Genomic DNA, 13,973 nt, shown 5'->3' with positions numbered 1-13,973 from the left:
TGGTAAATTACAACTACAAGCCCAGCTCATCAAGATATTGCTCTACTTGAGTTCGCCCAACATTGGTCAGTATTAAATTTTTAATTGTATTATTTCCAATATAGCGGCTCATAAACTGCGAATATTCGCTTTTATTGTATTTGGAGCGAATTTTTAAGCGAATTTTATCTTTAGCATTATTAGCTACTTTTCTTTCAGCTTGCTCTTTTTCTAAACGAGTTTCCCGAAGTGGTTGAGCACTCAATAATTTGACCTTAGACATAATGCTGTAGATGTGTAGTTTTAGTGCATCAAACTTTAGTTTTGTATCTGTTTGATATAGCTCATCAGACTTATCATAGCTCTCACCATTAGGGTCATCTGTTTTTCTTATATGATGAAGAAGCGAACGTGAGATTGCCTCTGCTTCCAATTTTCGATAACCACTTTTGATTAGAATATCTTTGATATTAGATTTCGCAAAACTTCTGCACATTGTGCAGAAAGCCCCATTACTTCCTTTTACATTGATTTTTTCAACATTGCCTTTTATAGCATCTATGGGGCTATAGTCCTTTATTATTTTATCAACTGACCTTTTGGCGAATGGTAATTTGGGGTTCGTTGGCCGCAAAAAAACAAATTCATCATTGCACTTGTTTTTATTTTGTCGCATCCAATTATACTGCTCTAAAAAAATGGCCCTCATTTCTTTACTAACAGGTAACTTAAACTCTTTTTTTCCCTTCATAGCATCGGCTGGAAATGTAATAAGTGTTGGAAAAGTAGGTAAGTCGAACCACTCCCACCGAAGTAATCTTGCATTTATAGGTCTGACACCTGTTAGAATCATAAATCTAACAATATTCTTTTGGTGAATACTTCGACAGTTCTCTAAGTTAATCCACAGCTCTGCAATTGAATCTATATCGGTATATGCATTACAAGGTGAGGGTAGGCCAGCTGCTTTAGTTACGTAGCTTTTATCAATGTTGAGCAGTGGGTTTTGACCGTAATTATACTTGTTTGCAGCAAAGCGCCATATATTTTTCATAGCTGCATATAGCTCGTTTGCATACCCTTTAGATTCTTTTTCGATAATCTCATCTAAAATAGTTTCTAACTCACCTGCAGTTAGATTTGAAAATGGTCCATCGATTTTGAAATAGGACCTTAACTTCTTAACTCTCGCTAAATAGGTATTGCACGAATTTTCTCGGAACCCCTCTGGGTTTCTCTTGGTTCTGTCTTTAAGTTGCTGCTCAAATGCCCTAAATACATACTCTATACTGAACTCATCGAAAGTATCATTTTTAATATTATTAGCCTTTTGTCGAGCTACATCTAATTGGAGTTGAGGAAACTCACCAAGCTTTTGACCTTTTAAACCAGGGTTTCTTGGGAAGTGCGCATAAATAGAAACATTTCCATTTACGTTAATAACAATCCGCAAGTTATTGCTCGGCTCATATTTAGTCATGCGCTTTTCTGGAGACTTACTGCTTTTTGAGTTTTTATGCTCATTTAATCGGTAGTTTATTATTGACTTTGCAGCTGTAACACAAGATCTGAGAGTGGTTGCTGTAAAAGGTGCTTCGATTGCTTTCCATTTTTCTTGTGCCTTCGAGTACTCATCCATAGTTACCTCATTCAAAAATTTACTCATTTAATTAAAACCTATTTATTAACAGTAAGTTAGTGTTATTTGAGAGATGTGCATACACATGTCAGCAAGAATGATAAAATAAGTTCGTCTGGTAACAAATTTTAAGATTTTTGAAAATGTAACTTATTTTTTTGTGTTACATTTTTGTGTTACGGGAGCTGAACCTCAACGAGTTTTATTGAGCTAATCGAGTTTTATTGAGCTTTATTTTTTGAGACTTAATCGTACTACAGCCCTAGTAAATAAAGAGTTTTTATAGGAAAAACATAGATATGGCATTACTCATCAATAACAAATGTATTAACTGTGATATGTGTGATCCTGAGTGCCCGAATGAGGCTATATATATGGGCGCGAAGATATATCAAATAGATCCAAATAAATGCACTGAGTGTGTTGGACATTACGATAATCCTACATGTGTGAGTGTGTGTCCTATTGATTGCATTAAGCCAGATCCAAATCATCGTGAAACTTTAGATGAGCTGGCTGAGAAATACGTTAAATTGACCTCTCAAGTTTCTTAGTTAAATTACTTTTCTTAATTCTTTTTCCTTATTTTAAAGTAGCGCCCTGCGTTAATTGTTCTACAATTTTATGAACAACAACACGTTAATAAAAAATCAGGGCGTTTTATGTGGTTTAGTAAATCCTTACAAGCTGAAATTGATGCGTTAAAAGCTGAGCTTTATCCGCTAAAAGATCTCACTTCGGGTATTGATGAAGAGATGTTGGTGCTTAGGCTGCGTGCTGATGGCACGATGGCTTATATTAACCAGAACTTTTTAGATGAATTAGGCTACTCGCACAACCAGCTAATTGACTCGCCCTTCCAAGATATTATTACTGAACAATCTCGAAATACTGACCAATTTAAAGACTTAAAAAACGCCATTGAAAATCAGCAGCATGGAGTAGGGCACTTACAAATAACTCGCTATGATGGCAAGCTTGAGTGGCTCCGTTTGATTGCACACCCGGTACACACAGAGCAAGGCGAACTTAATTACTTTGCTATTTACGGCACTGTGCTTACCGATGCAATTTCTACTTCTCGTGAACAGCGCGATACTATTAATGCTATCTATCGCTCGATGGCGGTTATTGAGTTTGACCTTGAGGGCAAGGTTATTAACGCAAATGAACCGTTTTTAGAGAGTATGGGTTATAAAAAAGATGAGATCGTTGGCAAGCATCATAGTATGTTTTGTGAGCCTGAACTTGCTGAGTCAGCTGAGTATGAGAAGTTTTGGCAGCGCTTAAAGCGTGGTGAGTTTGTTGTTGATCGCTTTAAACGTGTTGACCGTCATGGCAATGAAGTGTGGCTTGAAGCTTCATACAACCCCATTTCAAATGATTTTGGTGAGCTTTACAAAGTGATGAAGTTTGCCACTGTGATCACTGAGCAAGTTAAGCGTGAACAGGCAATTTCACAAGCGGCCGAAATTGCGTATGGCACATCAACTGAGACCGATAAACTGGCTCAACAAGGGGCTGAGGTGTTACAAAACACCATGACGGTGATGAATGAATTAGCCCAGCAGATGGAGCAAGCAGCCCAAGAGATTTCAGCTCTTGATAAACAGTCACAACAAATTGCAGCCATTGTGCAAAGTATAAGTAGCATTGCGGAGCAAACGAACTTGCTGGCGCTAAACGCAGCAATTGAAGCCGCTCGTGCCGGTGAGCAAGGTCGAGGTTTTGCGGTGGTTGCTGATGAAGTCAGACAGCTTGCTTCAAGAACCTCAAAAGCCACCGAAGAAATTGTTGAAGTGGTAAATAATAATCAGTCACTTACGCAAAATACAGTAAAGGTTATTGAGCAAGGTAAGGTGAAAGCTGAACAAGGCGTGTCTTTATCAAATGAGTCTGGTCAAGTGATGGAAGACATACAGCACGGTGCCCAGCAAGTGGTTGATGCAGTAGGGCAATTTGCTAATCAACTGAATCAGTAATCTTTTTCATACTAGGTTTTAAGCCGAGTAAACTATCTATGTTTATATTGGGTTTTACAATAACCACGGGATATATCTGGATGGCGTAGTTTTAAGTGTTTGGTTTGCCTACCCGCTGCGCGTTTTCGCCAAAGTTTAAAACTCGAAGGTGTTAATTGCTCACGCATTAGCGCGATAACGTTTTTTTCGTTTAATCCAAACTGTTGGTTTATTGCTTCAAACGGGGTTCTATCTTCCCACGCCATCTCTATGATGCGTGATATTTCATGATCTAAGTGCTGCATTTCGGCTCCTTTTTATAGCCTATACGTATTTGCAGCAGGTTTAGATTATAAGATATCGTGTTGCCAGTGCTCTGCTAAAAAGTCGATGAACGCTCTCACCACATTTTGTTGGAAGTTACGCGATAAGTACACCGCCCATAAGTGAGAGCCCATAGTAGTGTGCTCTGGCAGTACTTTTACAAGCTCACCTGATGCCAAATAGTCATTGGCGAGATCACATGGTAGGTGAGCTACCCCGATTCCTTGTTTTGCTGCTTTTAAAAGTACGCCCATATCGTTGGCAACAATGTTGCCCTTAACCGTGACTTTTTGTGTGTTGTCGTCGTGTTGAAATTGCCAAATAGTGTGTTTGTTATGAACAAGGCAATTGTGAACAGATAATTCACTCGGCTCATTAATCGGTGGGTTCGCAGCTAAATAATCGTTAGAAGCACATACGGCGGTTGCGATATACATTAGCTTACGGGCAATAAGACCTTCGTCAGGCTGGTGGATGTAGCGCAAAGCGATATCAACGCGGTCATCAACCAGCTGCGATAAACTATCTGAAAGTAACAGTTCAAAGCGCGTCTGTGGATGGCGTTTGGTAAACTCTTTAATGGCATCAAACAGTTTATGTTGGCCAAGCCCAATCGGTGAGGCAACGCGAATAGTACCCACTAATTCGTTGTTATGGCTATGCGCTCGGCTTTGTAAATCAGATACTTGATTTAATATTTGCTGGCAATAGCTAAGGGCTTCTTCGCCTTGAAGGGTTAAACTTACTTTGCGTGTTGTACGATGAAACAATCTTAAATTTAGCCACTTTTCAATATCTTGAATATGTCTAGAAACTTGTAATCGGCTTAAACCTAAATGCTCTGCAGCCTGAGTAAAACTGCCTGTACGGGCAACTTCGACAAAGCTAGTAATTGAATTGAGTTTATCCATTGGTATCTTAAAGTGAAACAATGTGTATCTATTTAGTGTATTTATCAGTAATTAGTGAACAAGTAAACTGCAATCATTGAAACAAACAACGGAGAATTCCTCATGAAATTAGCAGTTATTGGCGCAACAGGTTGGATTGGCAGCCACATTACTTCAGAAGCAATCGCACGTGGTCATCAAGTAAATGCATTAGTTAGAGACGTAAGTAAAGTAACTCAAGATAACGTTACTGTGACTGAATTTGATTTAACAAAAGACGATATCGCAACTGCAGCTGCAGGTAGTGATGTTGTTATTGCGGCAATTGGTGGTCGTGCTTTAGGTAACCATGAAATTGTTGCAAACACAGCAAAGCAATTATTAAACGCGCTTGCAGGTACAGGCACACGCATTTTATGGGTGGGTGGTGCAGGTAGCTTAGAAGTGGCACCTGGTGTAACACTGGTATCAAGCCCAGACTTTCCTGCTGAATACAAAGCAGAAGCCATAGCTCAAGGTGAAGCACTTGATGTATTTAGAGCATCAACAGCAGATACAGCTTGGACTTTTGTATCACCAGCTGCGGTCATTTACCCAGGTGAGTCAGAAGGCCCGTACCGTGTTGGTGGCGACAGCTTCTTTACTGATGCAAACGGCGAAAGCAAAATATCAGTCACTGATTATGCTAAAGCGATGCTTGATGAAGCACAATCGGCAGCTCATTTAAATCAACGTATTAGTATTGCTTACTAATAGCGAGCCTTTCTTCAGGCTCATAAAATGGTATTCTTTAGCGATGTGTTAAGTTACCTATTTAATTTATGAGCCTGTTATTTTCTATTGCACTTGCAACCATACCTGCCTTACCTGAACCCGTCGCGAACAACGCTGTAGCCAAAGTTGTTATTGATGAACAAGCATACTTTTTAAGCTTTATGGGCTTGAGCTCAGGCAAAGCACATACAGATGTTCACAATAAAGTGTGGGTCCTTAAAGTGGGCGATAAGGCGTGGCAAGCAGCTAAAGCCGTACCAAGTACGTTGCCTCTTAGTGGCCGCTTGGCGAGTACTGCGGTGGGTGTGGGTCAACATGCCTATGTATTTGGTGGGTATACCGTTAGCGCCGATCATCAAGAAATCTCTACACCCGATGTATATCGCTATGATGTGCTCTCTAATTCATATACGCAACTGGCCAATATGCCAGTGCCGGTGGATGACAGCGTGGCGCTTTCGTACCAGCAGCGTTATATCTATTTAGTCAGTGGTTGGCATAACGATGGCAATGTTAACTTAGTACAAGTGTATGATACGCAAACGGATACTTGGCAACAGGCTTCGCCATTTTTAGGTCAACCGGTGTTTGGCCAAGCGGCGGCAATTAGTGGAAACACTATATTGGTATGTGATGGCGTTAAAACACAGGCGAATGCTGATAAACGCCGTTCTTTCGCTGCGGTTGCACAGTGCTTAAAAGGTACGATTGATGCTGATAACCCATTAAAGATAGATTGGCGTACCGTGCCACACCCAACAGGTGTTGCCCATTACCGTATGGCAGCAACCAGTTTTAATGGCGACATTTATATGATGGGCGGCTCTGATAACCCATATAACTACAATGGTATGGGGTACGATGGTAAACCAGCGCCAGCGAGTGATCATGTTTGGCGCTTTGATGTTGATAAAAACACGTGGCAAGTGATGCCAAAAGCCGGTACCGCGAGCATGGATCATCGAGGTTTATTAGAGCACCAAGGAAGTTTGTATCGTCTTGGTGGTATGGATAATAATCAACAAGTGACAGCCGATGCACTTGGTTACAAGGTAAAGTTATCTCTATGAATACACTCTATATTACAGGGGCGGGAGTGAGTGCCGCTAGCGGTATACCGACCTTTCGTGGCGAGGATGGTTATTGGACCATTGGCAGCAAAAATTATACGCCGATGGAAATGGCAACGCGTGCTATGTACGAAAATAATCCCCGCGAATTTTTAGCTTGGTATTATCATCGTTTTGCAACCTATCGCCATCACGGTCCCAATGAGGTGCATCATTGGTTGAGTGATAAAAATCTCATTACGCAAAATATCGATGGCCTTGATGGTAAAGCAGGTAACACTGACTTTATTGCGATTCATGGTCGTTTAGATCAAATGACACTGTTTCACCATCAAGGTGACGATGTAATGGCTTTTAACGCGCCGTGGGATAAAGTCAACGAAGACAACCTCCACCACTCACTACTTGAGGTGTTCAATATTATTAATGAAAGCCCCAAGCTCAACGAGTCGTTTAAGCCTTACGTGTTGTTATTTGACGAATACTACACTGAGCTTTATCGAATCTCTGAGGCGCAACAGCGTATGCTTGATGCCGATAAAATCGTCTTTATTGGCACCTCATTTAGCGTCAATATTACCCAAATGGCACTCGATATTGCACGCAGTCAAGGCACGCCAATTGAAGTGGTTGACCCAGATCCTACTCATGTATTTCATCCTAATGTGACATATCACAAAATGACTGCACTTGAGTATGTTCAGCAGCAAGGGTAAAAATAAGGCGCTTATATTAAGCGCCTTATTTGATTAATTTTCAGCTTTTGTTTCTGTGATGTTTAACCTTGCTTGTAAGGGATCCGGTAAAAACTCTGCAGTCCCTGATTTACTCATTTGCAGTATAAAAGATTCATCATTTTTATATGCTTGCCAAGTCGGTAAACCCGGGCCATTTGGTGTGCCTAATTTAATAAAATTCGTCACATAACGGTGCACTATTTTAGCGGCTTGCTTATCTTGCTCAGTGGTGACATGACCATATTTCGCTGCCACAGTATTAAAAAAGTATGGAATTTCGCTAGCGTGCTCTGCACCAGGTTTATCTAAGGTTTGCGCCACATAACCAAAACGATACAAAAAGGCATCTTTCCCCATATCTGTCACACGTTTTGCAACGAACCTTGCAGGCTCTTGCATTAAAGCATCTTGACCAACTTGGTAATTGAGTAAAGGCAATGGCGTTTCGCCGCTTGCATCGTAAGTCATTTTTGCTTGTGTACTGTGTGGAGCAAAACTTGCGAATAACGCCTCTTTAGAAGCAAAATTAGCAAAGCCTAAATCCATATCTGTTGTGCCAACCATGGTCGCAACATGGCTAAATGTGCCTTTACTCAAGCGCGCTTCAGTCGCCGAATTGATGATGGTGCCATCAATAATTGGCCCGCCAACGTACGTAGGTTCAACATCATTTTGTCGGTTTAATGTGCTCAGATTTAGGTCATCAACCACGTCTTCGGCAGATAACTCACGTAGTGCAGCAAGGGCATTTTCATCACTGCCTAAAATGGTGTGTTGCTTGGCAAAGTTTTCGCCAATTTTTTCGGCGCTTAATACGGTGTCATCATCACTAGTTAGAGGCAACTGCTTAAAAAGCTCTCGTCCGCCTGCTGACATAATAATCGCTTGCTGGAATAAGCCATTAGCAGCAGGGGTTTGCATCATCGCATGTACCGATGCGCCCCCCGCAGATTCACCCATGAGTGTTACTTTTGCAGCATCACCACCAAATTGAGCGATATTTTGTTTAACCCATTCTAGAGCCGCAATTTGATCCATTAAAGCGTAGTTGCCCAGTGCATCGTTCTCAAAACGACTAAGAGCAGGGTGCGCAAAAAAGCCAAATCGGCCTAGGCGATAATTAAAGCTAACAAAAATAACCCCTTGTTTAGCAAAGCTCTCACCTGAATAAACAGCGGGTGATGCGCCACCGTTTACAAAGCCACCACCGTGTATCCAAACCACAACAGGGTAAGGGGTATCGCTGTGTTTAGTGGGTTTAAATACATTTAAATAAAGGCAATCTTCCGAAGGGGTTGTTGTAAGCGGTGCTGCATCGGCTGCAAATGGTTTTTGCATACAGTCAGGCGCATAATCGTTAAGTACTTTTACATCTTGCCACTTAGGCACAGGCTCTGGTGCTCGCCAGCGTAACTCTCCCACCGGAGGTGCAGCATACGGAATGCCTTTATAGGCAATAAAACGCCCTTCTTTTTGCCCTTGGATAAGCCCGCCAGTGACGGCGATTTGATCTGATTGAGGTTGTTCTTGGCAGCCTTGCAAAAATACAGCAGAGCCTAATAGAAAAGATGAGTAAAAAATCGATTTGAGAATACGCGAGGTCATAACAAAGCCTAGGCTGTTTAGGTAAGGCTTATAATATTATATATTTGCTCAATGTTTAAGAAGAAAGCGCTTGAGTGTTAGAACTGGCAGTTGGTTAACCTGTTAATCATTAAGAAAAAAGAACCATTTTGTAATTCTATTTCTTGTGCTACTGAGCTAATATTTATTTAACTACCCTAATAACTGGTGTTTCAATGTGGTTTAGTAAAAATAAAGATCAACTCATTGATGCCTTGCAGCATGATGTTGATAAAAGTCAGCAATATTTAGCTGGGATCAGAGAAAATATTGCTTATATCGAATTTACACCAGATGGAACTGTTCTCGAAGCCAATGATTTGTTTTGTAAAACAATGAAAGTGCAAGCTGGCGATATTATTGGTCAGCATCATAGTAAGTTTTGTGCGCCTGAATATAGCAGCTCAAAAGAGTATCAAACGTTTTGGCAAGATATTGCTAGAGGCCAAGCAAAGTCAGGGGTTTTCTCGCGCATAAATGGTGCCGGCGAAAATATTTGGCTGCGTGCAACCTACTTTCCGGTACGCGGTGATGATGGCAAGGTGCGCTGTGCAATTAAGTTCGCTTCAGAAATTACTAAAGAAGTCGAAAAACTTGATGAAATGTCGGCAATCTATGATGCCGTTAATAAAAGCACCGCGATGATCCGCTTTACGCCGGATGGTCATATTATTTCTGCAAATGATAATTTCTTAAATGTTGTAGGTTACAGTCTTGCTGAAATCCAAGGTCAGCATCACAAACTGTTTTGTTATGACGACTTTTATCAAAAGAACCCCAACTTTTGGCAAGAGCTTGCTAACGGGCGCATTTTCTCTGGGCAATTTTCTCGTAAAAAACGTGATGGCAGCCCGCTTTACTTAGAGGCAACCTATAACCCTATTTTTAATAAACAGGGTAAAGTGACGCAGATCATTAAGTTTGCATCTGATGTCACTGCCAGAGTTAACAGCACCGAAGAAGTTAAACATGCAGCTGAAAATGCCGGCCACACGTCTGAAGAAACCTCGCAAGTCGTGACTAATGGTCAGCAGCGAATTTTAAGTAGTGTTGCGTCTTCAAAAAAAGTGAGCGAGCAGGTTCATCAAACCCGCGAACTGTCGGATGTTTTAGCGCAGCAGTCATCACAAATAGGTGAAATTGTAACCACCATTAATAGCATCGCAGAGCAAACAAACTTACTTGCCTTAAATGCAGCGATTGAAGCTGCCAGAGCCGGGGAGCATGGCCGCGGCTTTGCGGTGGTTGCCGATGAAGTAAGAAATTTGTCGCAACGTACTTCTGTGTCGACCAGTGAAATATCAGGCTTAATTGGTAAGACGCAAGAAATCGCAGCAAAAATGACGGCTCTTATCGAAGAAATCGAAGCTCTGTCTGGCGAGTCTCAGCAAAATGTTGAAGAAGTCAGCATGATCATGGAAGACATTAAAACCGGTGCGGATAAAGTGGTGGATCAAATATCCGAAGTAATTATTCGTTACGATACATTATAAACAACAAAAAGCCCGCAGTGCGGGCTTTTGATGGGGTATGCCAATATTATTCAGAAACAGTGAAAGACACGTCTAAGTCTTCACCCGATGTTACTGTAATTGGTTTTACTTGATAAAGCGTAAATGCTTCGTCTTGCGTTTCAACGTCATCGATATGTGCTGCACAGGTATAAGCAAGTTGATAATCACCAGGTTGAATGAACGCAAGTTCAAATTCGTATTGGTTATCTTCGCTATCGAAAACAACATCCGCCGTTGCAAGAGGTGCATCTAATGGTGTTTCATCTTCGTTAACTTCATAGTTGTCCATTGGCATTTCAACATCGCTGCTATATAAGTAAACAGCATGACCGAATGAGCCATCTTCCAGTGCGATATCGATATTATCAGTTTCACAGTTAGCGATAAGTACATCGCTTACAGTGCCTTCGATATCTTCAGATTCAGCAAGGTTTTCTAAGCGAACACCGCGTGGTTTTAAGAAGATCTCATCACTATTTTGTGGATCAACTAGTGACTTTTTAAGGTCAAATTCAATAACAAACTCGTTACCAGCTTGGTTTAGGGTAAAACCATCAAGTTGAATTTCACCGATACCATCGTTGCCTTTACGTTTAACAACCAGTGGTGCAATGCTGTCATCTTCGTAAACAACATGCGAAGTCATGGTTAAATCGTTTGTGTCACCATTGATGACATCTGCACGGATCCATTGATATTCACCCGCAGCTACTTCTTCATCTTCTAATAAAGAAAATACATCATCACCTGTGTAGTCTAATAAATTAACCATTTCAGGCATGGTTTCATCATCATCTTCACGGGTCTCAAAAGTGAACTCTTCACCACCTTGGGTTTTCAATGTGATTGAATCAAACACAACATTTACAGCTTTTAAACCTGTTACAGGTGCATCAGACACACCTAACGTGAACTGTGCAGTTTGCGGCTGAGGATCAACCGAATCGTTCTTGTCGTCATCTGAGCCACAACCAACAAGTGCAAATAAAACGGCGCTGCTAAGTAATGTAGTTTTAAAGTTCATCATTTCTTCCCTTTGTGTTCTAAAAATTTACTAATAGTGTAATAACTAAAACTTAATGTAACTTGAATTGCTAATGATAAGTTTCGATCAACACCTTTGTACCTTTTATGTAACAAGCTGAAAGTGAGAATAAAATAAATGCTAATTTAGCGTGCTTTTAGGTAAATCCATTTTTCTTCCACATTTTGCTGACACCATCGCAAAAAATAAAAATCTAGGAACAAAAATGAAGGTCATTGATTTAGAAAAGCGCTATGAGTTTAGGGGATGGGCACTGCTAGCTGCATTTAACGTAATCTTATTTGTGGGATTCATTTATAGCTCATCAGAAGTGAGCAGCTTACTTTTTAGTTTTTTACTGTGCACTGTTTCATTACTATTAGCGCTGTTGGTGTTTAATTCAAAGCGTAATTTAACGGTGTGTCGCCATGGTGTGCATTACCGTAATTTATTTGGACAATGCCGTCATATGCATGCAAGACAAGTGCAGTTTATTCACCATTACTCATTTTTTGGTTTGCGCTTAGTACTTATTATGGGCGAAAAGTATATTTGTATTGCGCCTTTTTATAGCCTTAATGACAAACATCAACAGCGTCTAAAGCGCTACGATAATGATTTGTTCGATTGGTTAAAGAACTTACAAAAGACCAATGATTTTTGTTAAGCAGGCTGCAATGCCTGCCTAACCATCAATCAGTTATTAGGTTTTATAACGGCTTACATTTTGTTCTAACTGCGTTGCCGTGTCTGTTAGTTCATGCATGTATGACGTTGCTACATCGGTATCATTAGCGGTTTTGTTAGCAATATCGACAATGGTCGTCATGTTTTGATTAATCGCTTCAGACACTGACGTTTGCTCTTCAGCGGCTGTGGCAATTTGTGCATTTTGTGATGTGATGGTGTTAACCGAAAGCAGTACTTCATTAAGCGCTTTTTCGACTTCGCCTGCCTCATTAACACTGGTTGCACTGCCAGATTTGATTGACTGCATAATGCTATTTACAGTTGTTGTTCCTTGCTGTACTTGCTCAATCATTGCCTCTATTTCATGAGTACTATCTTGCGTGCGTTTTGCTAGAGTTCGCACTTCATCAGCCACCACTGCAAAACCACGACCCGCTTCACCTGCTCGGGCAGATTCAATAGCCGCGTTCAGTGCCAGTAGATTAGTTTGCTCGGCAATGTTTCTGATCACATCAAGCACACTACCAATTTGACTCGATTGTTGATTAAGCTGATCCACCGCATTAGCCCCTTCATCAACTTGTTTGGCAAGGCCATTAATCACCTTTATAGCAATCAGTAATTGATTGTTAGCTTGTTTTACTAAATGATCGGCATGTTCAGCAGCGGTTGAGGCCTCTTGGGCGCTGCGGGCAACTTCCATTGACGCCGCCGACATTTCGTTTATTGCGGTTGCAACTTGCTCACTTTCTTCATGTTGGCGATTAATACCTGCGTGCATGTTAGCAAGTAGCTCGTTGAGTTTGTGTGACGCTTGATTCATCGATTGCGATGATTGGCGTATATCAATAACCATTTTACCAACGTCATCAGCAAAGCGGTTAAACGAGCTGCCAAGCTTGCCAAGCTCATCGTCTCGTTTCACCATTAAACGCTGGGTTAAATCGCCATCACCTTGTGATATATCGTTCATTGCGAGTACGGTTGTGTGCAGTGGGCTAGTAATACTGCGCGATACCACCACTGCAATCGCTGCGGTAATTGCAACTGCGAATATTGAAGCGATAACTGTGTTTATAAAGGCATTATCGATACCTTCATTAACCCGTTGTTCTGTTACTGCAACTTGTTGCTCAAGGCCACTGATCCAAAAGCCGGTTCCGAGCACCCAATTCCATTTTGGTACCAAAGCGGCATAGCCGAGTTTAGGGTTTACACTGCCGTTGGTATTTTTCCAAGAATACTGCACATAACCACCGCCTTTCTTCGCAGCATCAATCAGCTCTCGTATCAGATAAACCCCATTAGGATCTTTAAAATCATAAAGGTTTTTACCCTCAAGTGAGGCGTTAACGCCATGGGCAATATTGATCCCTTTTACATCATAAACAAACACATAACCTGTATCGCCAGCATCATCAAAACGCAAATTTCGCAAAATACTTTTTGCTTGGTTTTGCAGCTGTTCAGTATTAGAGCCATCATCTTGTGCGATGAGATGAGCAATCGAACTCATGGCAATTTTTTGATAGTTACTGACCTCGGCCTTTCGGTCGTTTTCCATTTGTGTAGCAAAACTTTCAACGGTTTGTGCACCACTGTGTTTTGACTGCACATAGTTGTAGAGTGTCAGCATAATTGCAATGAGTAGGGGGGGAAGTAGGGCTAGAAAGAGTACCCGTTGCTGTATTGATAGCGCCATTTATCGCTCCTAATAAAAATCCGCAGTACTAGTTTAGTACGTTTAA

General features: G+C 41.1%; 13 protein-coding genes. 7 read left to right on the top strand and 6 right to left on the bottom strand.

Going from position 1 to position 13,973, the window contains the following annotated elements; all coding sequences use genetic code 11:
- Window positions 1-13: 13 nt before the first annotated feature.
- Window positions 14-1,645 (bottom strand): tyrosine-type recombinase/integrase, encoded by a 1,632-nt coding sequence (locus EXT43_RS19255; RefSeq protein WP_130167689.1) that lies wholly within the window; start codon window positions 1,643-1,645, stop codon window positions 14-16.
- 272 nt (window positions 1,646-1,917) lie between these two features.
- On the opposite strand from EXT43_RS19255, the gene EXT43_RS19250 reads away from it, so the two are divergent.
- Window positions 1,918-2,172, top strand: a complete 255-nt coding sequence (locus EXT43_RS19250) for a YfhL family 4Fe-4S dicluster ferredoxin (RefSeq protein WP_062565833.1) — start codon at window positions 1,918-1,920, stop codon at window positions 2,170-2,172.
- Window positions 2,173-2,280: 108 nt separating this feature from the next.
- Window positions 2,281-3,600, top strand: a complete 1,320-nt coding sequence (locus EXT43_RS19245; protein WP_130167688.1) for a PAS domain-containing methyl-accepting chemotaxis protein — start codon at window positions 2,281-2,283, stop codon at window positions 3,598-3,600.
- Window positions 3,601-3,632: 32 nt separating this feature from the next.
- On the opposite strand, the gene EXT43_RS19240 is transcribed toward EXT43_RS19245, so the two are convergent.
- Window positions 3,633-3,884 (bottom strand): TIGR03643 family protein, encoded by a 252-nt coding sequence (locus EXT43_RS19240; protein ID WP_062565831.1) that lies wholly within the window; start codon window positions 3,882-3,884, stop codon window positions 3,633-3,635.
- 45 nt (window positions 3,885-3,929) lie between these two features.
- Entirely contained in the window at window positions 3,930-4,814 is an 885-nt protein-coding gene (locus EXT43_RS19235) for a LysR family transcriptional regulator (RefSeq protein WP_062565830.1), read from the bottom strand.
- Between the two features lie 102 nt (window positions 4,815-4,916).
- Here EXT43_RS19235 and EXT43_RS19230 point away from each other — a divergent pair, with 102 nt between their 5' ends.
- From EXT43_RS19230 to EXT43_RS19220, 3 genes are all read left to right on the top strand, one after another.
- A complete protein-coding gene (locus tag EXT43_RS19230) occupies window positions 4,917-5,546 on the top strand; it encodes an NAD(P)-dependent oxidoreductase (protein ID WP_062565829.1) in 630 nt (209 codons plus the stop codon).
- A 68-nt stretch (window positions 5,547-5,614) separates the two neighbouring features.
- Window positions 5,615-6,637, top strand: a complete 1,023-nt coding sequence (locus tag EXT43_RS19225) for a kelch repeat-containing protein (protein WP_062565828.1) — start codon at window positions 5,615-5,617, stop codon at window positions 6,635-6,637.
- Complete coding sequence (locus EXT43_RS19220; RefSeq protein WP_062565827.1) at window positions 6,634-7,353, top strand: Sir2 family NAD-dependent protein deacetylase; 720 nt, start codon at window positions 6,634-6,636, stop codon at window positions 7,351-7,353. The genes EXT43_RS19225 and EXT43_RS19220 overlap by 4 nt, the downstream gene beginning before the upstream one ends.
- A 33-nt stretch (window positions 7,354-7,386) precedes the next feature.
- Here the strand turns inward: EXT43_RS19220 and EXT43_RS19215 are convergent, their stop codons facing one another.
- Entirely contained in the window at window positions 7,387-8,979 is a 1,593-nt protein-coding gene (locus EXT43_RS19215; RefSeq protein ID WP_062565826.1) for a carboxylesterase family protein, read from the bottom strand.
- 194 nt (window positions 8,980-9,173) lie between these two features.
- On the opposite strand from EXT43_RS19215, the gene EXT43_RS20925 reads away from it, so the two are divergent.
- The gene (locus EXT43_RS20925) at window positions 9,174-10,490 is read left to right on the top strand and encodes a PAS domain-containing methyl-accepting chemotaxis protein (RefSeq protein ID WP_062565825.1); all 1,317 of its coding nucleotides are present in this window, start codon (window positions 9,174-9,176) and stop codon (window positions 10,488-10,490) included.
- A gap of 46 nt (window positions 10,491-10,536) precedes the next feature.
- On the opposite strand, the gene EXT43_RS19205 is transcribed toward EXT43_RS20925, so the two are convergent.
- Window positions 10,537-11,535, bottom strand: coding sequence for a DUF4382 domain-containing protein (locus tag EXT43_RS19205; RefSeq protein ID WP_062565824.1), 999 nt, complete (start codon window positions 11,533-11,535; stop codon window positions 10,537-10,539).
- Between the two features lie 226 nt (window positions 11,536-11,761).
- Here EXT43_RS19205 and EXT43_RS19200 point away from each other — a divergent pair, with 226 nt between their 5' ends.
- The gene (locus tag EXT43_RS19200) at window positions 11,762-12,202 is read left to right on the top strand and encodes a hypothetical protein (protein WP_062565823.1); all 441 of its coding nucleotides are present in this window, start codon (window positions 11,762-11,764) and stop codon (window positions 12,200-12,202) included.
- Window positions 12,203-12,238: 36 nt separating this feature from the next.
- On the opposite strand, the gene EXT43_RS19195 is transcribed toward EXT43_RS19200, so the two are convergent.
- On the bottom strand, window positions 12,239-13,927 hold the full coding sequence (locus tag EXT43_RS19195) for a methyl-accepting chemotaxis protein (protein ID WP_062565822.1): 1,689 nt from the start codon (window positions 13,925-13,927) through the stop codon (window positions 12,239-12,241).
- Window positions 13,928-13,973: the final 46 nt, after the last annotated feature.

It is taken from the genome of Pseudoalteromonas sp. CO109Y, from assembly GCF_004208935.1.
Classification (GTDB): domain Bacteria; phylum Pseudomonadota; class Gammaproteobacteria; order Enterobacterales; family Alteromonadaceae; genus Pseudoalteromonas; species Pseudoalteromonas shioyasakiensis.
Note: the sequence above shows the minus strand (reverse complement) of the source record. Positions and strands in the feature narration are given on the sequence as shown.

Bases quoted from the DNA above. Each gene is read 5' to 3' on its own strand.
- EXT43_RS19255 (WP_130167689.1), bottom strand. From the start codon at position 1,645: ATGAGTAAATTTTTGAATGAGGTAACTATGGATGAGTACTCGAAGGCA.
- EXT43_RS19250 (WP_062565833.1), top strand. From the start codon at position 1,918: ATGGCATTACTCATCAATAACAAATGTATTAACTGTGATATGTGTGAT.
- EXT43_RS19245 (WP_130167688.1), top strand. From the start codon at position 2,281: ATGTGGTTTAGTAAATCCTTACAAGCTGAAATTGATGCGTTAAAAGCT.
- EXT43_RS19240 (WP_062565831.1), bottom strand. From the start codon at position 3,884: ATGCAGCACTTAGATCATGAAATATCACGCATCATAGAGATGGCGTGG.
- EXT43_RS19235 (WP_062565830.1), bottom strand. From the start codon at position 4,814: ATGGATAAACTCAATTCAATTACTAGCTTTGTCGAAGTTGCCCGTACA.
- EXT43_RS19230 (WP_062565829.1), top strand. From the start codon at position 4,917: ATGAAATTAGCAGTTATTGGCGCAACAGGTTGGATTGGCAGCCACATT.
- EXT43_RS19225 (WP_062565828.1), top strand. From the start codon at position 5,615: ATGAGCCTGTTATTTTCTATTGCACTTGCAACCATACCTGCCTTACCT.
- EXT43_RS19220 (WP_062565827.1), top strand. From the start codon at position 6,634: ATGAATACACTCTATATTACAGGGGCGGGAGTGAGTGCCGCTAGCGGT.
- EXT43_RS19215 (WP_062565826.1), bottom strand. From the start codon at position 8,979: ATGACCTCGCGTATTCTCAAATCGATTTTTTACTCATCTTTTCTATTA.
- EXT43_RS20925 (WP_062565825.1), top strand. From the start codon at position 9,174: ATGTGGTTTAGTAAAAATAAAGATCAACTCATTGATGCCTTGCAGCAT.
- EXT43_RS19205 (WP_062565824.1), bottom strand. From the start codon at position 11,535: ATGAACTTTAAAACTACATTACTTAGCAGCGCCGTTTTATTTGCACTT.
- EXT43_RS19200 (WP_062565823.1), top strand. From the start codon at position 11,762: ATGAAGGTCATTGATTTAGAAAAGCGCTATGAGTTTAGGGGATGGGCA.
- EXT43_RS19195 (WP_062565822.1), bottom strand. From the start codon at position 13,927: ATGGCGCTATCAATACAGCAACGGGTACTCTTTCTAGCCCTACTTCCC.